This window comes from Actinacidiphila guanduensis, from assembly GCF_900103985.1.
GTDB lineage: Bacteria > Actinomycetota > Actinomycetes > Streptomycetales > Streptomycetaceae > Actinacidiphila > Actinacidiphila guanduensis.
On record NZ_FNIE01000004.1, the window covers coordinates 463,830 to 483,255 of the forward strand.

16 protein-coding genes and 2 pseudogenes are annotated in these 19,426 nt (G+C 73.9%); 12 read left to right on the forward strand and 6 right to left on the reverse strand.

The genetic code is table 11. The features are described from left to right. Positions 1–2: 2 nt before the first annotated feature. From BLR33_RS10985 to BLR33_RS10995, 3 genes are all read right to left on the reverse strand, one after another. A complete protein-coding gene (locus BLR33_RS10985; protein WP_093784143.1) occupies positions 3–1,190 on the reverse strand; it encodes an ARPP-2 domain-containing protein in 1,188 nt (395 codons plus the stop codon). Next, the gene (locus tag BLR33_RS10990) at positions 1,187–2,608 is read right to left on the reverse strand and encodes a hypothetical protein (protein ID WP_093784144.1); all 1,422 of its coding nucleotides are present in this window, start codon (positions 2,606–2,608) and stop codon (positions 1,187–1,189) included. The genes BLR33_RS10985 and BLR33_RS10990 overlap by 4 nt, the downstream gene beginning before the upstream one ends. Positions 2,609–2,798: 190 nt before the next feature. Beyond that, the gene (locus BLR33_RS10995) at positions 2,799–3,731 is read right to left on the reverse strand and encodes an NADP-dependent oxidoreductase (RefSeq protein ID WP_093784311.1); all 933 of its coding nucleotides are present in this window, start codon (positions 3,729–3,731) and stop codon (positions 2,799–2,801) included. 433 nt (positions 3,732–4,164) lie between these two features. Between BLR33_RS10995 and BLR33_RS11000 the strand changes: the two genes are divergently transcribed. From BLR33_RS11000 to BLR33_RS11010, 3 genes are all read left to right on the forward strand, one after another. Beyond that, positions 4,165–4,920 carry a G1 family glutamic endopeptidase gene (locus tag BLR33_RS11000; protein ID WP_093784145.1) on the forward strand — a complete coding sequence of 252 codons (756 nt, stop codon included), beginning with the start codon at positions 4,165–4,167 and terminating at the stop codon, positions 4,918–4,920. A 176-nt stretch (positions 4,921–5,096) separates the two neighbouring features. Beyond that, the gene (locus tag BLR33_RS11005; protein ID WP_093784146.1) at positions 5,097–5,498 is read left to right on the forward strand and encodes a DUF2795 domain-containing protein; all 402 of its coding nucleotides are present in this window, start codon (positions 5,097–5,099) and stop codon (positions 5,496–5,498) included. 163 nt (positions 5,499–5,661) lie between these two features. Beyond that, positions 5,662–6,111 (forward strand): GNAT family N-acetyltransferase, encoded by a 450-nt coding sequence (locus BLR33_RS11010; RefSeq protein WP_093784312.1) that lies wholly within the window; start codon positions 5,662–5,664, stop codon positions 6,109–6,111. Here BLR33_RS11010 and BLR33_RS11015 read toward each other — a convergent pair. Continuing rightward, positions 6,039–7,265, reverse strand: coding sequence for an MFS transporter (locus BLR33_RS11015; RefSeq protein ID WP_093784147.1), 1,227 nt, complete (start codon positions 7,263–7,265; stop codon positions 6,039–6,041). The genes BLR33_RS11010 and BLR33_RS11015 overlap by 73 nt on opposite strands. 249 nt (positions 7,266–7,514) lie before the next feature. On the opposite strand from BLR33_RS11015, the pseudogene BLR33_RS11020 reads away from it, so the two are divergent. Both BLR33_RS11020 and BLR33_RS11025 read left to right on the forward strand, forming a co-directional pair. Beyond that, a pseudogene (locus BLR33_RS11020) lies at positions 7,515–7,967 on the forward strand (MarR family winged helix-turn-helix transcriptional regulator); the annotation flags it as partial. A gap of 133 nt (positions 7,968–8,100) precedes the next feature. Then, positions 8,101–8,985 (forward strand): LysR family transcriptional regulator, encoded by an 885-nt coding sequence (locus tag BLR33_RS11025; RefSeq protein WP_093784149.1) that lies wholly within the window; start codon positions 8,101–8,103, stop codon positions 8,983–8,985. 138 nt (positions 8,986–9,123) lie between these two features. On the opposite strand, the gene BLR33_RS11030 is transcribed toward BLR33_RS11025, so the two are convergent. Beyond that, positions 9,124–10,002: an NAD-dependent epimerase/dehydratase family protein gene (locus BLR33_RS11030; RefSeq protein WP_093784150.1), complete on the reverse strand. Its 879-nt coding sequence runs from the start codon at positions 10,000–10,002 to the stop codon at positions 9,124–9,126. Positions 10,003–10,186: 184 nt separating this feature from the next. On the opposite strand from BLR33_RS11030, the gene BLR33_RS11035 reads away from it, so the two are divergent. After that, on the forward strand, positions 10,187–12,490 hold the full coding sequence (locus BLR33_RS11035) for a hypothetical protein (protein WP_093784151.1): 2,304 nt from the start codon (positions 10,187–10,189) through the stop codon (positions 12,488–12,490). Positions 12,491–12,672: 182 nt separating this feature from the next. Here the strand turns inward: BLR33_RS11035 and BLR33_RS36915 are convergent. Next, positions 12,673–13,092, reverse strand: a pseudogene (locus BLR33_RS36915) (RidA family protein); the annotation flags it as partial. A 233-nt stretch (positions 13,093–13,325) separates the two neighbouring features. On the opposite strand from BLR33_RS36915, the gene BLR33_RS11045 reads away from it, so the two are divergent. The 6 genes from BLR33_RS11045 to BLR33_RS11070 all read left to right on the forward strand — a co-directional run bounded on the left by BLR33_RS11045 (position 13,326) and on the right by BLR33_RS11070 (position 19,422). After that, positions 13,326–14,087, forward strand: a complete 762-nt coding sequence (locus BLR33_RS11045) for a DeoR/GlpR family DNA-binding transcription regulator (protein ID WP_093784313.1) — start codon at positions 13,326–13,328, stop codon at positions 14,085–14,087. Between the two features lie 192 nt (positions 14,088–14,279). Further along, positions 14,280–15,683, forward strand: coding sequence for an ABC transporter substrate-binding protein (locus tag BLR33_RS11050; protein WP_093784152.1), 1,404 nt, complete (start codon positions 14,280–14,282; stop codon positions 15,681–15,683). An 11-nt stretch (positions 15,684–15,694) separates the two neighbouring features. Then, the gene (locus BLR33_RS11055) at positions 15,695–16,663 is read left to right on the forward strand and encodes a carbohydrate ABC transporter permease (RefSeq protein ID WP_093784153.1); all 969 of its coding nucleotides are present in this window, start codon (positions 15,695–15,697) and stop codon (positions 16,661–16,663) included. Continuing rightward, on the forward strand, positions 16,663–17,565 hold the full coding sequence (locus tag BLR33_RS11060; protein WP_093784154.1) for a carbohydrate ABC transporter permease: 903 nt from the start codon (positions 16,663–16,665) through the stop codon (positions 17,563–17,565). Before BLR33_RS11055 ends, BLR33_RS11060 begins: the two co-directional genes overlap by 1 nt. Further along, on the forward strand, positions 17,562–18,551 hold the full coding sequence (locus BLR33_RS11065; RefSeq protein ID WP_093784155.1) for a zinc-dependent alcohol dehydrogenase family protein: 990 nt from the start codon (positions 17,562–17,564) through the stop codon (positions 18,549–18,551). The genes BLR33_RS11060 and BLR33_RS11065 overlap by 4 nt, the downstream gene beginning before the upstream one ends. Positions 18,552–18,756: 205 nt before the next feature. Beyond that, positions 18,757–19,422 (forward strand): Rossmann-fold NAD(P)-binding domain-containing protein, encoded by a 666-nt coding sequence (locus tag BLR33_RS11070; protein WP_093784156.1) that lies wholly within the window; start codon positions 18,757–18,759, stop codon positions 19,420–19,422. The last annotated feature ends 4 nt before the right edge of the window (positions 19,423–19,426 follow it).

Consider the following 19,426-nt stretch of genomic DNA (forward strand, 5'->3'; position numbering starts at 1 on the left):
CGTCAGCTGCGTTCCGCGCGACGCCTGTTCTCCTTGCGGTAGCGGTCCAGCACGTCCTGCCGCAGCAGCGCGCCGAAGCCGGCGTGCTCCAGCCGCAGGCCCAACTCCCCCTCGCGCAGCCCCATCGCGGCGGCGGTGGCACCGAGGTGCCAGTCCTGCGCGGCGAGCCGGTCGAGCAGGTGGCCGCGGCGCACCTGGGTCTCGGAGAGGCGGAAGGTCTTCAGGTAGGCGGTGCGGCCGCGCTCGTCGGTGATGGTCTCGCCGATGTGGTTCTCCTCCTTGGGCACGAAGGCCGGCAGGAAGCGGGACAGGGTGAAGCGGCCCATCCGGTACACGCGCTGCCAGGTGTACGCGGGGCCCAGCAGTCCGGCCGCCATGGTGGCGTCGTGGAACCGCGCCCACCGGCGCTCCTCCTCTTGGGCGGCTGCCCGCAGGTCGGCGAGCGAGCCGATGCCGGGGCCGGGGATACGGGCCCGGAAGTCCGGCAACGGCCCCGCGAACAGGGCGTGGTGGTGGACCAGTTCCCCGAACAGGTCCTGGACGAGGGTCGGGTGGAGCAGCCGGTAGTCCTCGGGGTGGGGCACCACGAAGGCGGCGGCCAGGGTGTCACCGGTGTGGAGGAGGACACCGCACTGGCCGGGGTGGATCTCGAACACCCGCAGGGCGTCGGCGAGTCCGGCCACCTCGGCGCCGGTGTACGCCTCCTCGGTGCGCGGCGAGAGGCCTTTGGCGGCGGCCCGCCGGGACCACTCCTCCCACATCACCGAGGGACCGCCGAAGTGCAGGGCCAGGTAGCCCTCCAGGGCGAGGTGCAGCGGCAGGAAACGCAGCCGGTCCCGGTCCTCGCGGCGGGCGAGGCGGCGGTGGAGGTGCAGTCGCACGGTGTGCTCCGGGGGTCCGGCGGGTCCGGCCGTCGACAGTTGGGTGCCGTAGGCGGCTGCCGGGGAGCCGTCACGCGTCCAGGTGGCGACGAAGGCGTGCGGGATGTAGGCGGTGTACGCCGTGCGGGGCGCGACGGCGACGTGGCCGAGCACGGGCCCGGCGCCGTCGCCGAAGAAGCGCGGGTGCAGGCGCAGGTCGGTCAGCGGCTCCTCGCGCACCAGCGGCACCAGGCGGATGCCGCCCCACACCTGCGAGGGCAGGGTGCGCAGGCCCGTGAGGTCGAGGGCGGCCGGGCTGCGAACGGTCATGGCCGGGGCTCCAGGAGGTGGGCGGCGCGGGCGGCGAGGTAGGAGGTCAGCTCCTCGATCCCGGTGCGGCCCTCGGCGAACTGGGCGAGTTCGACGAGCGCGGGAAGGTCCTCGGCGTCGCGGATGCCCGCGGTGGGGACGGTGGGTGCGAGGCGGCGCACGTCGAAGTCGGCGGCGTCGTACACGGGGTTGAGGTGGACGACGCTGGTGCGGCGGTCCGGGTCGAGCCGGGTGCGCCAGATCCGCAGCACCTCGCCGGCCAGGCCGGGCGGCGCGTTGTCCCAGCCGTCGGAGACGATCACCAGGCGCTCGGGGGCGCTCTCCAGGGCGTCGAGGATGCGGTGGCCGAGCGGCGTCGCGCCGTGGGGGCGGACGAGCAGGGCGTCGGTGCGGCCGGAGGTCCACAGCGCGGTGTACTGCCCGGCGACCGCCGCGAGCAGGTAGTGGCAGGCAAGGGCGACCGCGAGCGGACGGCGGCGCTTGGCGCCGGAGCCGTGGGCGGAGTAGCTGTCGTCCAGCACGGCGGCGACCTTGCCCCAGCGCCCGCGGTGGGCCCCGGCGGCCCGCCCGGCCGCCGTACGCAGCGCGGCGGTCAACTCGGCGCGGCGCCCGGCTCGTTCGTCGGGTGGCAGGCCGAGTACGTAGGAGGCCAGCCGGGTCAGCGGCATGGCGGCCAGGTCGGTGCGTACGGCGGCGCCGGCGGCCTTCTGCAGGCGCAGGGTCTCCAGGCGGGTCATGCTGCCTGCGGCGCGCTCCAGGAAGCGGGCCCGGGGGATGCCGTGCTTCGCGGCGAGCCCTTCGGCGACGGTGTAGGGGAGTTCGTACAGGGCCGACTGCTCGTGGTGGGCGCGGCGCCAGGTCTCCAGCAGGGGTGCGGCGTAGCGGGCGCGCGTGCCCGGGGCGAACAGGAAGGCGCCCAACTCGGCGGTGATCGGCGGCAGATGGGTGTGGCGCAGGACGCTCTTCAGGCCACCGCGGTACTTCACGGCGTCGAAGGCGGGATCGGGGCGGGCGGCGAGCCAGTCGCGGATGATCGCGCGGGTGCGGCGGTTGTTCACCCGGTCCCGGCGCAGGTCCGCGAAGAGGGCGTAGACGCGCTGCGGCGGCATGGCGGCGAGCTTGGCGGCGATCAGGCGGCCTTCACGGGGGCGCTGCTCGGGCGCGGCCTCACCGGCGGTGCGCAGCAGGCCGCGGATGATGCGGGCGGCGTTGTGGTCGTTGATGTCCAGGGCGAGCACGCCCGCGTACAGGGGGCGGTAGTTGCCGAGCATGTAGGCGTGCAGGAAGTCCAGCGACAGGTGCTGCTCGCCGGCGTCGCTGTGGAACTCGCGCTGGCCGGTGGAGGTGATGGCCGCGTTGACGAACAGCAGGACGTCGTCGGCGGCGATCAGGTCGCCGATGGTCTCGTCGCGCTCCATGCCCCGATTCCCTCCCCCGGCTGCCGGACGCCGGCCGGGGAATGGGGGCACGAGCTGCGAATCGTTGCTTCAAAGGCAGGTTCCGGAAGTCGCACCGGAGTCCCGCGGCCGGCTGCGGGGACGCTAACAGAGGGCGGGGGGCGGCTTCCAGCGGGTTTGCGGCGGGTCCGCCCGGGCGGGGTGCGGGCGGTCAGGAGACGTGGACGACCACCTTGCCGCGCCGGTGGGGGCGGGTCAGGGCGGTGTAGGCGGCGGCCGTGTCCGCGAGCGGGAAGACCTCGGCGATCGGCGGGCGGAGGCGGCCCTGGGCCACCAGGCGGGAGAGCTGCTCCAGACCGGCACGGTCGGGCTCCACGACGAAGAAGGCGCCCCGGGTGCTGCCGGGGCCCTCGGCGGGCGGCGGCGCGGCCACACTGACCAGTACGCCCCCGGGCCGCAGCACCTTCCAGGAGCGCTCCTGGGTCGCGCCGCCGACGGTGTCGAAGACGAGGTCGAGGCCGTCCAGTTGCTCCTCGAACGGCTCGGCGGCGTAGTCCAGGACCCGGGCGGCGCCGAGCGAGCGGACGAAGTCGGCGTCGCGGGCGGCGGCCGTGGCGGCGACCTCGGCGCCCAGGGCCGCGGCGATCTGGACGGCCAGCGAGCCGACGCCGCCGGCCCCGCCGTGCACCAGCACGCGGGTGCCCTCGTGCAGCCCGCCCTGCTCCACCAGCCCCTGCCAGGCGGTCAGCCCGGCCAGCGGGAGAGCGGCCGTGTGGTCGTGGTCGAGGCCGGCGGGCTTGGTGGCGACGACGGCGGCGGGTACGCGGACGTACTCGGCGGCGGCGCCGTCGCTCGTGAAGGGGACCAGCCCGTACACCTCGTCGCCGATGTCGAGGTCCGCGACTCCCGGACCGGCCACGGCGACGATGCCGGAGAACTCCTTGGCCGGCACGATCGGCAGCCGCGGTGTGCCGGTGCCGTCGACGGCGTCGGTCCAGGTGGCGTCCCAGTCGAGTTCGCCGGGCGTGATCGAGGCCGAGCGCACGGCCACCAGCACCTCGCCGGGCCCGGGTTCGGGCCGGGGCGCGGTCTCGAGGCGCAGCGTCTCAGGGCCACCGCGCTCGTGCGCGCGTACGGCGTTCATGGTCGTCACGGGGCGCCTCCGGGTCGGGGTGAGGGCGGGTGCGGGCGCCGGCGGGGCCCAGGAGGATGAAAGCGCATCAGGAGCCGCGAGGGCGGGGCCGACCCGCCGGGAGTGGGCCGAACGGGCGGGCGGAGCCGTGCCTTTCGGGCGCCCCCGTTCGGCCGCCCCCATTCGGCCGTCGGCCCACCGGACCGGGCGACGGACGCGTGCGATCGGGCAGCCGGTCTACCCGCGTATCCCATGCCGGGTGCCCGCACTGCCCTCCAACGCCCCTTTTCTCCCTGGTACTTGGCACGACCTTTGCCGATCGTTGGGACTTCCCTGTGCCGGCAGGCCGATCATTGTCTGCACACTGACAATCACTGGCGGCACGGGGACCCCATTGGCATCCGCCAGTTCCCTCTGCACCGCGAGATGCACGAGAAGGAGCAGCATGTCGGCAACCATTCGCTTCACCGCCGCCACCGCCGTGACCGCCGCGGTCCTGTCCGCGCTGGCGACCGCGCCCGCGACGGCGGCACCCGTCTTCCGCATGGCGCCGGTGGACGGGCACATCGCGAGCCACCACCTGGTGGGCGGCATCCAGCACAGCACCAGCGGCAACTGGGCCGGCTACGCGGCCACCGGCCGCACGTTCACCAGCGTCTCGGCGAGCTGGGTGCAGCCGTCGGTCTCCTGCACCAGCGCCACGACCTACTCCTCGTTCTGGGTCGGCATCGACGGCGACGGCAGCAACTCCGTGGAGCAGACGGGCACCGAGGCGGACTGCTACGGCGGCCGGGCGGAGTACTCCTCGTGGTACGAGATGTACCCGGCGTACCCGGTGAACTACAGCAACACGGTCAGCCCGGGCGACCACTTCACCGCCTCGGTCAGCGTCTCGGGCACCACCTACACCTTGGTGCTGTCCGACACGACCAAGGGCTGGACGAAGACCACCACCAAGAACCAGAGCGGGCTGTCGAACTCCTCCGCCGAGATCATCGCCGAGGCGCCCTCCAGCAACACCGGCGTCCTGCCGCTCGCCCACTTCAGCACCGCGAACTTCACCAACTCGCAGGCGAACGGCCAGGCCATCGGCAACTTCTCGCCCGACAAGATCAACATGGCCTCGGGCAGCACCACCAAGGCCACGACCTCCTCCCTGTCGGGCGGCACCAACTTCTCGGTCACCTGGAACCACAGCTGACCCCGCTACGCGTGTAGCCCCCCATCCGACGGCCCCGCCCGCCCCTGCGCGAGCGGGGCCGCCGGCGTGCCTGCGCCCGGGACCCGGCGGCGGGCCGCCGTACCCCCGTTTCGGCGCGTGCCGCCTGGGTACCCGATCGGGCCGAAGCCCGTTCGACCAGGGAGGAAGCAGCTTCCATGACGGACCAGGGAACCAACAAGACCGGCTTCGCCCGCGACGACGAGCTCAAGAGGGAGATGCAGGGCGAGCTCAAGGCCAGCCGGGCGGTGCGGGTCGAGGAGGAGATGGAGCCGCAGCCCTCGGGCGAGGACCAGCCCCTCGCCGAGAGCGCGCCGGCCGCGGCCGTGCCGGCCGGCATGACCCCGGAGGGCGTCAGCCTCCGCAGCGACCTGGCCAGGCACCTCGACCGCAGCGTCTACCCCGCGCGCCGGGGCGCGCTGCTGGCTGCCCTCCACCGCCACCAGGCGCCCGACGCCCTGGTGGACCGCGTCTCCGCCCTGCCGTCGGACGAGGTCTTCCCCAATGTCCAAGCGGTCGTGCAGGCCCTCGGCTACGGCGTGGAGAAGCCGCGGCCTTAGCTGCGCCGGGCGCGGCGGGCCGCGGGAAAACCGGAGGTGGACCGCCCGGGCCGCAGGCTACGTTGAGGGCGTGACGACAGCAGAGGAGACGGCCGGCGCCCGGATCACCGTGCGCGCGGCCGGGGGTGCGGACGCGGCCGAACTGGTGCGGCTGCGGCGGCTGATGTTCGAGGCGATGACGGGCGAGGATCTGCCCGGCCCCTGGGAGGCGGACGCGGTCCGGATGCTGCGCGAGCGGCTGGCCCCCGACGCCATGGAGCACGCGACGACGGCCGCCTTCGTGGTGGACGCCCCCGGCGGCGGGCTCGCCGCCTGCGCCATCGGCACCATCGAGCAGCGGCTGCCCTCGCCCATCGGGCCCACCGGGCTGTTCGGCTTCGTCTTCAACGTCTGCACCGACAAGGCCCACCGCGGCCGCGGTTACGCCCGGGCGACCACCGCGGCCCTGCTGGAGTGGTTCGCCGCCGCGGGCGTCAGCCGGGTCGACCTGCACGCGACCGAGCAGGCCGAGTCCCTTTACCGCGCGCTCGGCTTCGGCACCTACAGCATCGCGCTCTCCTTGGACGTCTCCGTCCGGCCCCCGGCCGCGGCGCCGCCGTCGCCGTCGTTGTAGGACCCCTGCTTCGCCCGCCGCTCAAGGGTGGACGAGACCACGGCCAGCCCGAGCGCCGAGACGGTGAGCACGGCGCCGACCCAGTTCGCCGACGTGTAGGCGTGGCCCGCGGCGATCACCAGGCCGCCGAGCCAGGCCGCGAGCGCGTTGCCCAGGTTGAAGGCGCCGATGTTGACCGCCGAGGCGAGGGTGGGCGCGCCGGCCGCCTGGTCGAGGACGCGCTTCTGCAGGGGCGGCACCGTGGCGAACCCCAGGGCGCCGATGAGGAGCACGGTGACGGCGGCGGCCGGCTTGCTGTGCGCGGTCACGGTGAACAGCGCGAGTGTCGCGGCCAGCGCAGCCAGCGCCGTGCGGAGCATCGGCATCAGGCGGCGGTCGGCGAACCGCCCGCCGACGAGGTTGCCGGCCACCATGCCGAGGCCGAAGAGGACCAGCAGCCAGGTCACCGAGCTGTCCGCGTAGCCGGTGACGTCGGTGAGCATGGGCGCGATGTAGGTGATCGCGGCGAAGACGCCGCCGAAGCCGAGCACGGTCATCGCCATGGCGAGCAGCACCTGCGCGTTGCGGAAGACGGCCAGCTCGTGGCGGAGCCGGACGCCCTCAGAGCGGGGCAGGTCGGGGACGAGCCGGGCGACGCCGAGCAGGCCGAGGACGCCGAGCCCGGCGACGATCAGGAAGGTCACCCGCCAGCCGGCGCTCTGCCCGACGTAGGTGCCCAAGGGGACGCCCACGACGTTGGCGACGGTCAGACCGGTGAACATCGTGGCGATGGCGCCGGCCCGCTTGTGGGGCGCGACCAGTTCGGAGGCGACCACGGAGCCGATGCCGAAGAAGGCGCCGTGGGCCAGGGAGGCGACCACGCGTCCGGCGAGCATCACCGCGAAGACGGGGGCGAGCGCCGATATCAGGTTGCCGAGGGTGAACAGGCCCATCAGCAGGAGCAGCATCCGCTTGCGCGGCACCTTGGTGCCCAGGACGGACATCAGCGGGGCGCCGGCCACCACGCCGAGCGCGTAGCCGGTGACCAGGAAGCCGGCCGTGGGCACCGAGACCCCGAAGTCGCCCGCCACCTGGGGCAGCAGCCCCACCATGACGAACTCGGTGGTGCCGATCCCGAAGGCCCCGATGGCGAGGGCCAGGAGCGCGAGAGGCATGACGGAGGACCTTTCCGGCGCAGGGCGCGGGTATCCGCGCCCGGTGGACAGCACGCGTGCGCCGGTATTCGCCGTGATCCACCGTGATCGACGAGGCACGCGATCCACGGGGCATACGTACGGCGCACGCATCCAACAGGCGTCGACAATAGTTGCAGACGCGGGTTAATTGCAAACGCGGAATACGCGCTATCCTGGAAGGGCCCCGGCCGCCCCGGGCGCGCGACCATCCGCCCTTACGGAGGGACCATGACCGCCACCGATCCGGCGATGACCGCACTCGCCGACAGCTGGTGCGCCCTGTCGCTGCTGCACGGCCGGATCGAGGCGCACCTGGAGCGGGCGCTGCAGTCCGGGCACAAGCTCAGCGTCCGGGAGTTCTCCCTGCTCGACGTCCTCAGCCGCCAGCACGACGGCGACGGCGGCCACCTCCAGATGAAGCAGGTCGCCGACGCGGTGGTGCTCAGCCAGTCCGCGACCACCCGCCTGGTGACGCGGCTGGAGGAGCGCGGCCTGCTCTCGCGGTACCTGTGCCCGACCGACCGGCGCGGCATCTACACCGACGTGACCCCCGCCGGCCGCGAGCTGCTGGACGCCGCCCGCCCGACCAACAACGCGGCCCTGCGCGAGGCGCTGGACGCCGCGGCCGCCGACCCGCAGCTCGCCCCGCTGGTCGCCGCCGTTGCGGAGATCCCCGGCCCCGGCGGGAGCGAGTCCCGGAGCGAACCGCAGGCCGAGCCCCCCACCGGGCCCCCCACCGAGCCGCAGTCCGGCCCGCGGCCCTTCCGCTCCCTGCGATCGGCCCGCGCGGCCGCGGTCTGAGGGGGCGTCGGCCATGCCCGGAGCGGACGTCGACCTGCGCAAGCTGCGCTACTTCGTCGCGGCCGCCGAGGAGTCGCACTTCGGCCGCGCGGCCGCCCGGCTGCACATCGCCCAGCCCGTCCTGTCCCGGCAGATCCGCGCCCTCGAGGACGAACTGCACGTGCGGCTCTTCGAACGCGACCGGCGCGGCGCCCGCCTCACCCGCGCCGGCGAGCAACTGCTGAGCGACGCCCCCGGGCTGCTCGCCGAGGCCGAGGCGCTGACCCGCCGGGTCCGCGCGGCGGCCGCCCCCGTGGAGCGCTTCACCGTCGCCTTCATGCCCGGCATCACCGTGGCCGCCGCCGTGCACGCGCTGACGGCCCGTCACCCTGGCCTGCGGGTGGAGGTGCTGCGCTGCGGCTGGGACGACCAGACGCAGGTGGTCCGCGACGGCCGCGCCGACGTCAGCGTCGTACGGCTGCCCGCGGACCACCGCGGACTGCGGCTGCGCCCGCTCTACGAGGAGGGGCGGGTCGCCGTCCTGCCCCGCACGCACCGCCAGGCGGGCAAGGCCGCCCTCGCGGTCGCCGACCTCGCCGACGACGTGCTGCTCCAGGACCCCGACATGGTGCCCGAGTGGCGCGACCTGCCGCACCGCCGCGAGTCCCTGACCGAGGCGGGCGGCCGGCCGCCCCTCAACTCGGCCGAGGAGAAGCTGGAGTACGTGGCCGCGCTCCAGGGCGTCGTGATCGTCCCGGAGTCGGCCGCCACGTACTACACGCGTCCCGACGTGTGCCACGTCCCCGTGGAGGACATCCCGCCGAGCCGGGTCTGCCTGGCCTGGAGCGAGCGGCGCGAGCGCCCGCTGGTGCGGGAGTTCGGCGACCTGGTGGAGGAGGCCGGCCCGGAGGCGGGCTGAGCGCACCCTGCCCCCTGGGCCCGGCTGTTCGACGCAAGAGTCCGGTCCCTTACGACGTGGGGCCCGGCTCCGTGCGGACGGCGAGTGGCGGCCCGGCCGGGCCGCCACTCCCCTGCGCCGCTTGCGGCCCTCCGGTGCTCAGGCGGCCTGCTCGGTGGCCAGTTCGGCCAGCGGGTCCGTGTGCGCCGGGGTCCAGCCGAGCTCGCGCCGGGCCCGCTCGGGGGTCATCTGCTGGTCCAGCGCGAACGCCTCCGCGATCGGGCCCATCCGCTCCAGCGCCTCGGCCCTCGTGAGCTTGTCGATGCTGCCGGGGCAGCCCGCCGCCTGCGAGAGGGCGTGGGCGATCTCCGCCTGGGTGGGGTTGACGCCGCTGACCCCGGCGTAGACGGAGCCGGGTGCGGCGCCCAGGGCCCGCACGTAGAGGTCGGCGATGTCCTCGACGTGCACCAGCGCCCAGTGGTTGGCGCCGTCCCCGATGAGCGGCACCGCGCCGTTCGTACGGCCCGGGTCGGTGTAGAAGAACCGGGTGAGGCCGCCGCTGCCGCCGTAGACCACACCGGGCATGACGAGCACGGGGCGGCCGCCGGAGCCGGTGTCGGCGAGGACGGCGTCCTCGTTGGCGCGGCGCCAGGCGGTGATGGCCGGGGGCTTCTGCGGCGCGTCCTCGTCGACGACGCCGTCGGTGTCGCCGTAGACCCACACGCCGCCGGTGTGCACGTAGGTCCCGCGCCCGGCCAGGCCCGCCTGCAGCGCGCGGGCCGCCGCCAGGTCCACGCGGGCGGTCTCGGCGGTCACGTCGGAGCCGAGGTGGATGACGCCGTCGGCGTTCGCGGCGGCCTCGCGCAGGACGGCGGTGTCGGTGAGGTCGCCGCGCACGGGGGTGGCGCCGAGGTCGGCCACGGTGCGGGCGGAGCGGTCCGAGCGGGCCAGCGCGGTGACCTCCGCGCCCTGTGCGGCCAGGATCCGCAGGACCGACCGGCCGATGTAGCCGGAACCGCCGGTGAGGAAGACACGCATGTCAGGGCCCTTCCGATGAGCTGGTCGAGGGGTTCGTCGCCGCCTTTTCCGACGGCGCACCACCAGCGTCGCCCCCGCGCGGCAACGGCGTCCAACACCTCTTCCGTGCGCTGTGATACCCGAAAGGCATCAGCCGTTCGACGGGGCCCGGACCGCTGTCGTACCCCCGTGCGAGCATGCGGTCATGGATTTTGCACAGGCCCTCGCCGGGGTCGACGAACACCCGTGGGCACGGACGTCCCATGCCTACGGCAGCGCCGAGGACCTTCCCGCCGTGCTGCACGCGCTCGCGGGCCCCGACGAGGAGGCCGCGCGCGAGGCGGTCACCGAGTTGTACGGCTCCGTGCTGCACCAGGGCACGGTGTACGCGGCCAGTGCCGAGATCGCCCCCTTCCTCGCCCGCTTGGCCGCCGCCGGGTGCCGTGCGGCCGATCTGCTGGCGCTGCTGGGCGGCATGGCCGGGAGCCGGGACGTGCACGGCGTCCCGCCCGAGGCGGTGCGCTCCGCCGTCGCGGCCCAACTCCCCCTGATCCTCCCGCTGCTGGCCGCACCCGACGCCGAAGTACGCCAGGCCGCGGCCTGGGCCGCCTCGCACACCGGTGCGGCCGGGGCGGTCCTGCCGGAGCTGCGGGCACGCCGGACGCACGAGCAGGTGCCCGTGGTGCGGGCCGAACTCCTCGGCGCGCTCTCCCGGTTGGACCCCGCGGGCACGGTGCCGGCGGCCCGTGAGGTGCTGGCCACCCCGCGGGACCAGCCGGGCCCGGTGGTCGTCGCCGCCGCCTTCGCCTGGCTGGACGCCGGGCTGCCCTGGGGCGACGCCCAGCAAACCGCGCTGGTCGGCCTGCTCCCGCTCGGCCCGCACTTCGCCGGCCGCCTCGATCTGGACCGCCACGAGCCGCTGAACGCCGTCGCCGAGGCGCTGCTGCTGCGCGACACGGAGCAGGACCGCGCGGCGGCGGGCTCGCTGCTGGCGGCGGCGCTGGCCGATCCCCGCCCGGAGGTCCGCGAGGAAGCGCTGTGGGCAGCCGACCACGCCTGCCGCCTGTCCCGCACCGCAGCACCCCGCATCCTGCCGGCTCTCCTGTCCGTGCTCCCGGGCGCCGCCCCGAAGGAGGCGGCGCGAGCGCTCTCCCTGCTGGAGCGGCTGGGTGAAGCAGCGGCGCAGGCAACGGACGTGCTCGCCGCACTGGCCGCGCGCGAACCGGCGGGCGCGGTCCCGTCGCCGTCCGCCGCCGCTCCGGCCGGGACCGGACCCGCGGACAGCGGGACCGGACGCGTGGACGCGGCGCCGGATGACCAGGACGAGATCGCCGAGCACGCGTTGGCCGCCCTGGTGCGGGTGGCGCCCGATCGGGCAGCGCCGTTGCTCGCGAGGCGGCTGCGAGGGCGGCCCCTTGACGCCGCGGGGGGCTACTTCGCCGACGAGGAGCGGCCCGTGCCCTTTGAGCCCGGGCTGCTGGCGGCCGTCCGCGGGCGGCTCCGCGAGGCCGCGGCGGCGCCCGCGGTGCCCGCGGTACCGCTCGCGGCCCAGGTGGCGCGGTCGGGCAAGGCGCAGGGACCCCAGGCGGCGGAGCTGTGCCGGATCGTGCGCATGTGGGGTGCCCAGGGGCTGCCCGCGCTGGCCGAACTCCTCGCGGTGCTGCCGCGGACGACGCACGCTGCCGCCGCGGCGATCGGTGCTGTCGCGCCCGCGGGCGCACCCGAGGAGCGCGCGGCGGCAGCAGCGGCCCTGCGTGAGGTGGCGGGCGGTTCGCTCGCCGCCGCACAGGCCCTGTACGAACTCACCGGCGACAGCCGCCCCTTGACGCAGTACGTGGCCGCGCGGCTGACCGGTCAGCCGCAGGATGTCGCGGAAGCCGCCGCGGCCGCCGCCTCGTTGGGAAGGGCCGGAGCCGGTCTGGCGCCGGCGATGCGGGCCGCCCTCAGCGGCCCCGGCGCCAAGGAGACCACCCCCGTGCTCGACGCCGACACCGCGCTCGCCCGCGCGCTGTGGCTGGCCGACGGCGACGCGGACACCGCCGTACGGGTGCTCGACTCGGTGCTGGCACGGGCCCTGTCCATGCGGTGGGCCCAGTGGCAGGTGGTCCGGGCCGCCCGCGCGGCCGCGCTGCTCGGCCCCGCCGGACGCCCGCTCGTACCGCGGTTGCTGCGGCTGCTGGAGATACCCGAGGCGGCCCCCGACGCGGTGCTCGCCCTGACCGCCGTGGCGGAGCCCGGCTCGCTCGACACCGCCGCGCTCGCCGACCGCGCCCTGGACGCCGCCGAACACGGGCTGAACGCGCTCGAGGCGTGCGACGCGCTGCTCGCGGTGGGCCCCGCCGCGCTCGACCCCGTACGGCGGGGCCGCCTGGCCGCCCTGGCCGAGCGCGACCTGCGGGTGGTCGACCACGGCGTGGAGACCGTCATCGTCCGCGCCGACGAGCGCCTGCGCGCCCGCGCCCGTACCGTCCTGGCCGCTCTCACCACCGGGCAGCCGCCGGCCGCCTGAGCCAGGGCCGCCCGCCCGGCCGCGACACCCGGCGCGGGACCGCCCTCACGGCTGTCCCGGCGCCACCGCCCATGCCTCGATCTCGACGCGGAAGGCCGGGTGCGCCAGGCCGGCCACCCACCTGCACCAGCGAGCACGCGGGGGGGACGGGCGCGGTCCTGGTGCTCGTCGCGCACCCGGCGGAAGGCCGGCAGGTCCTGCATGTCGGTCAGGTAGACGGTGAGCTTGACCACCTGGTCGAGGCCGGAGCCGGCCGCCGCCGGCGCGGTGGCCGGATTCGCGTACACCTGGCGCACCTGCGCCTCGGCGTCCCCCTCGCCCACCAAGCGCCCCTCACCGTCCACCGGGACTTGGCCGGACACCGCGACGAGCGGTCCGGTGCCCGCCACCGCATGGCTGTAGCCGTTCACCGGCGGGCTTCCCTCCGGCCGGACAAAGTGCCGCATCACCGCTCCGTTTCGGAACCTCGCGAAGGCGCCCACGATCGGGGACCGGCCCCGCGCGGTCAACCGCCCGGGCTTCGGCGGGGCTTCGGTGGGACCGGGCACGTACCGGCTTCTTCCACCCCACCCGCCCCGCTCGCCCCACCCTTGTGAACACATTCGGGCACAGTCCGAAGCGGGCAGTCAGGCAGCCCCAATGGGTGCCGGGATCCGCACCGAATAGCGGCACACCTGCTCCACCTGCTGAAACAGCAACCACCAACGGGCCGAACCGGACTGTTTGTTGTCCGTTATGGGCAGGGGCCGGGCAAACGGGCGGCGGTATAACTCTTCTACGGTCATCACCGGGCAGGCCGCTGCCCGGACCGGAGCGCGGAAGAGGGGTGGAGCCGGTGCGTGCGGAGGAGCGCCAGCACCACATCCTCGCCATGGCGCGCCACCACGGGCAGGTGGAGGTGACCGCCATGGCCGCGGACCTGTCGGTCGCGCCGGAGACCATCCGGCGTGACCTGGGGGTCCTGGAGCGCCGCGGCCTGGTGCGCCGCACATACGGGGGCGCGTACCCCGTCGAGGGCGCCGGGTTCGAGACGGACCTCGCCCAGCGGGTGACCCTGCACGTCCCCGACAAGCGCCGGATCGCCGCGGAGGCGGTGAAGCTGCTCGGCGATGCGGAGACCGTCTTCGTCGACGAGGGCTACACCCCGCAGTTGCTGGCCGCGCTGCTGCCGGGCGACCGCCCGCTGACCGTGGTCACGGCCTCCCTGACCACGGCCGCGGCCATCGTGGACTCCCCGCACATCACCGTGCTGCTGCTCGGCGGCCGGGTCCGGGCCCGGACCCTGGCCACCGTGGGCTCATGGGCCTGCGACATGCTCGCCGGCTTCGTCATCGACCTGGCGTTCGTCGGCTCCAACGGTATCTCCCGCGAACTCGGGCTGACCACGCCCGATCCGGTCGTCGCCGACGTCAAGGCCAAGGCACTGTCCGTCTCGCGCCGCAAGGTCTTCATGGGCCACCACAGCAAGTTCGGCGCGAGCAGCTTCTGCCGCTTCGCCGAGGTCGCCGACTTCGAGGCGATCGTCACCGACACCGGCCTGTCCAGCGCCGAGGCGCACCGGTACGCGCTGCTCGGCCCCCGCGTGTTCAGGGTCTGACCGACCCTTCCCGGCCCGCCGGCCGCCCGCTCATCCGTCCGCCCCCGATCCCGCCATCCGTTCATCCGTCCATATCCGTCACTCGCCCATCCCTCTCCCCACCTGTCCCCCGTCCACTCACATATCCCGCCGTCGAGCCGTCTCTCCCCGTTCCCCATTCACCCTCACGACCGGTCATGAAAGGGACGCATCATGACACCCTCCACCCCTGTGAACCCCACCAGCCCCACTGCCGGCAGAAGCACCGGGCGCACCGCCCGCCGCGCGGCCGCACCCCTGGCCCTCGCCCTCTGCGGCGCCCTGCTCGCCGCCTGTTCCGGTGCCGGTGGTGCGGGCGGTTCCGGCGGTCACTCGATCAACGTGCTGATGGTCAACAACCCGCAGATGGTGGACCTGCAGAAGCTGACCGCGGCCAACTTCACCAAGTCCACCGGCATCCACGTGAACTTCACCGTGCTGCCCGAGGACGACGTCCGGGACAAGATCACCCAGGACTTCTCCAGCCAGGCCGGCCAGTACGACGTGGCCACCATCAGCAACTACGAGGCCCCGATCTACGCCAAGAACGGCTGGCTCGCCCCGCTGACCGCCAAGGCCAAGGCGGACACCGCCTTCGACCAGAGCGACATCCTGCCCGCGATGCAGCAGTCGCTCAGCTACAACGGGCAGTTGTACGCCGAGCCGTTCTACGGCGAGTCCTCGTTCCTGATGTACCGCAAGGACGTGTTCGCGGCGAAGGGCCTGACGATGCCCGCGCACCCGACGTGGGACCAGGTGGCCTCGCTCGCCGCGAAGGCCGACGGCGCCCAGTCCGGCATGAAGGGCATCTGCCTGCGCGGCCAGCCCGGTTGGGGCGAGATGATCGCCCCGCTGACCACGGTGGTCAACACCATGGGCGGCACGTGGTTCACCAAGGACTGGAAGGCCCAGTTGACCAGCCCGGCCTTCACCAAGGCGACGAACTTCTACGTGGACCTGGTGCGCAAGCACGGCGAGCCCGGAGCGGCGCAGTCCGGCTTCACCGAGTGCCTCAACGACTTGGAGCAGGGCAAGGTCGCCATGTGGTACGACGCCACCTCCGCGGCCGGCTCCCTGGAGGCGTCCGACTCCCCCGTCGCCGGCAAGATCGGCTACGTGCCGGCCCCGGTGGAGCAGACGAAGAGCTCGGGGTGGCTCTACACCTGGGCCTGGGGCGTGCAGAAGGCGAGCAAGAAGCAGGACGACGCCTGGAAGTTCATCTCCTGGGCCTCCGGCAAGGGCTACGAGAACCTGGTGGGCACCAAGCTCGGCTGGTCCCGGGTGCCCGCGGGCAAGCGCACCTCCACGTACTCCAACGCCGCCTACGACAAGGCGTCCTCGGCCTTCGCGCAGCCGACCCTGACCGCGCTGGAGGCGGCGAACCCGTCGAACCCCGGGGTGCAGCCGCGGCCCGCGCCCGGCATCCAGTTCGTCGGCATACCGGAGTTCACCGACCTGGGCACGCAGGTCTCGCAGCAGCTGTCCTCGGCGATCGCCGGGCGCACCAGCGTGAGCAGCGCGCTGTCGGCGAGCCAGAAGCTCGCCGAGAAGGTCGCCGACAAGTACGCCGGCCAGTGAGCGGGGACGTCATGAGCACCCCGCAGGTCACCGGGCGCCTGCACGCTCCGCCCGGCCGCCTCCGCCCGGCACCGGCCGCCGCCCCGCGCCGCCCGCGCGGCGCCTGGGCGCGGCGGGCGCCGCTGCTGCCCGCGCTGATCTTCATGGTCGTCGTCACCCAACTGCCCTTCGTGGGCACCCTGGTGATCTCCTTCATGCGCTGGAACGCCCTCGACCCCGGGGACAAGGGCTTCACCGGCTTCGACAACTACCGCGAGGAGTTCACCGATCCGCAGCTGCGCTCGGCGCTGTCCACCACGGTGGTGCTCACCGTCACCGTGGTGCTGGTCAGCCTCGCGCTGGGGCTGGGCCTGGCGCTGCTGATGGACCGCAAGTTCCTCGGCCGGGGCGTGGTGCGCACCTTGCTGATCACGCCGTTCCTGGTGGTGCCGGTCGCCTCGGCGCTCCTGTGGAAGCACGCCCTCTACAACGCCTCCTACGGGCTGATCAACGGCGTGCTCACCTGGGTGTGGCGGCTGTTCGGCAGCCACTCCGCGCCGCAGCCGGACTGGCTGTCGCAGGTGCCGAAGCTGGCCGTGGAGGCGTCGCTGATCTGGCAGTGGACGCCGTTCATGATGCTGATCCTGCTCGCCGGGCTGCAGAGCCGCCCCTCCGACGTGGTGGAGGCGGCCCGGGTGGACGGCGCGACCAACTGGCAGATCTTCCGCTACCTGACCTTCCCGCACCTGCGCCGCTACCTGGAGCTGGCCGCGCTGCTCGGCACCGTCTACGTGGTGCAGAACTTCGACGCGGTCTTCACCATCACCTCCGGCGGCCTGGGCACGGCGAACCTGCCGTACGCCGTCTACACCACCTTCTACCAGGCGCACGACTACGGACAGGCGTCCGCAGAGGGCGTGATCGTGGTGGTGCTGTCGATCATCGTGGCGACCTTCGCGCTGCGCACCGTGTCCTCGCTCTTCCGAGAGGAGACCTTGTGATGGCCGCCGCAACCGCCCCGACTGCCGCCGGACCGCGTATTCGCACTGCGCGCGCCGGCCGCGCCCCGCACGAGCGCCGGGAGCGGCGCAACCGCCGGCTGCTGGGCCTTGCCGCCTGGATCTGCGGGATCGTCTTCTTCCTGCCGTTCGCCTGGATGGTCCTGACCTCCTTCCACAGCGAGCAGGACGCGGCGACGAACCCGCCGAGCCTGGCCGCGCCGCTGACGCTGCACGGCTACCGGGAGTTCTTCGGCTCGGGCACCGGGGTGAGCCCCTGGCCGCCGCTGGAGAACTCGCTGACCGCGAGCGTTGCCGCAACGCTGCTGGTGCTGGTGCTGGCGATCCCGGCCGCCTACGCGCTGTCCATCCGGCCGGTGCGCAAGTGGACGGATGTGATGTTCTTCTTCCTGTCCACGAAGATGCTGCCGGCCGTGGCCGGTCTGCTGCCGGTGTACCTGATCGCCAAGAACGCCGGGATGCTGGACAACATCTGGACCCTGGTCATCCTCTACACCTCGATGAACCTGCCGATCGCGGTGTGGATGATGCGGTCCTTCCTCGCCGACGTGCCGGTGGCGATCATCGAGGCCGCCTCGATCGACGGCGCCGGGCTGCCGACGATCCTCACCCGCATCGTGGCGCCGGTGGTGGCGCCGGGCATCGCGGCCACCGCGCTGATCTCGTTCATCTTCAGCTGGAACGAGCTGCTCTTCGCGCGAGTGCTCACGGGGGTGGTCGCCGACACCGCCCCGGTGTTCCTGACGTCCTTCGTCACCAGCCAGGGCCTGTTCCTGGCGAAGGTGTGCGCAGCGGCCGTCTGCATCTCCCTGCCCGTGCTCGCCGCCGGGTTCGCCGCCCAGGACAAGCTGGTCCAGGGCCTGTCTCTTGGAGCCGTCAAGTGAAAGCAGCCGTCATCAGCGCCCCCGGACAGGTCGGCGTGGAGAACGTCGACGACCCGGCGCCCGGTCCCGGCGAGGTCGTCGTGCAGGTCGCCGCGTGCGGGCTGTGCGGCACCGACCTGCACATCCTGCAGGGCGAGTTCGCGCCGACACTGCCGATCGTGCCGGGCCACGAGTTCGCCGGCGAGGTGGTGGCCGTCGGCTCGGGGGTGCGTGAGCTGGCGGTCGGCGACCAGGTGGCGGTCGACCCGTCGCTGTACTGCCACGAGTGCCACTACTGCCGGATCGGCCGCAACAACCTGTGCGAGCGATGGGCGGCGATCGGCGTCACCACGGCGGGCGGCGCCGCGGAGTACGCGGTGGCGCCGGAGGCGAACTGCGTGAAGCTGCCGGAGTCGGTGGCGACCCGTGACGCGGCCCTGATCGAGCCGCTGTCCTGCGCGGTGCGCGGCTACGACGTGCTGCGCTCCACGCTCGGCGCCCATGTGCTCATCTACGGCTCGGGCACGATGGGCCTGATGATGCTGGAGCTGGCCAAGCGCACCGGCGCCGCCGCCGTGGACATGGTCGACCTCAACCCCGACCGGCTGTCCACCGCGCGGCTGCTGGGCTGCTCGGCCACCGCCGCCTCGGCCGACGAGCTGGAGCGGCCGCGCGGCTGGGACGTCGTGGTGGATGCCACGGGGAACGCGGCCGCGATCCAGGACGGCCTGGGCCGGGTCGGCAAGGGCGGCACCTTCCTGCAGTTCGGCGTCGCCGACTACGCCACCCGCGCCACCATCGAGCCGTACCGCATCTACAACCAGGAGATCACCATCACCGGCTCCATGGCGGTGCTCCACTCCTACGAGCGCGCCGCCGAACTCTTCGCCGGCGGCGTCCTGGACCCGGAGATCTTCATCAGCGACCGCCTCCCCCTGGTCGACTACGCCGCCGCCCTCGACCGCTTCAAGGCCGGCCAGGGCCGCAAGATCCAGGTCCTCCCGTGACGCCCGTGCGGCGCCCCGGGGCCAGGTCCCGGTAGCGGGGCGGCTGTTGGGCTCCCGGGGTGGGTCGGGCACCGCGCCGTCCGGCCCGCCCCGGGGTTTGTGCCCGCGGCGGTGGCGGGGATCATGGGGGCTCCGGTGCGGCAGACTTCCTCCCGGGGTCCCGGGTGGGGCCGCAGGGGCGAGCGGAAGGCGGGAGCGGACGGCGATGAAGGTGATCCTCTTCGGTGCCTCGGGGATGGTCGGGCAGGGCGTGCTGCGCGAGTGCCTGCTCGATCCGGAGGTGACCGAGATCCTCGCGGTCGCCCGCAGCCCCCTGGGCCGCACCGAGCCCAAGGTGCGGCAGGTCTTCCACGACGACTTCACCGACTTCTCCCGCGTCGCCGACGAACTGTCCGGCGCCGACGCCTGCTTCTACTGCCTGGGCGTCTCCTCGGCGGGCCACAGCCCGCAGGACTACACCCGCATCACCTACGACTGCACGCTCGCCGCCGCCCGCACGGTCGCCGCCGGCAACCCCCGGCTGACCTTCACCTACGTCTCCGGCGAGGGCACCGACAGCACCGAGCAGGGCCGCACCGGCTGGGCCCGCGTCAAGGGCCGCACCGAGAACGCCCTGCTCGCCATGGACATGCGCGCGTACATGTTCCGCCCGGCCTGGATCCAGCCGATGCACGGCGAGCGGTCCCGCACCGCCTGGTACCGGGTGGCCTACGCCGCCACCGGATGGGCCTACCCGCTGCTGCGCCGGATGGCCCCCAAGCACGTGACGACGACCGAGGCGCTGGGCCGGGCGATGCTCGCGACCGTGCGGCTGGCCGGCGAGGGCCCGCACGTGCTGCACAGCCCCGACATCAACCGCCTGGGGGCGTGAGCGC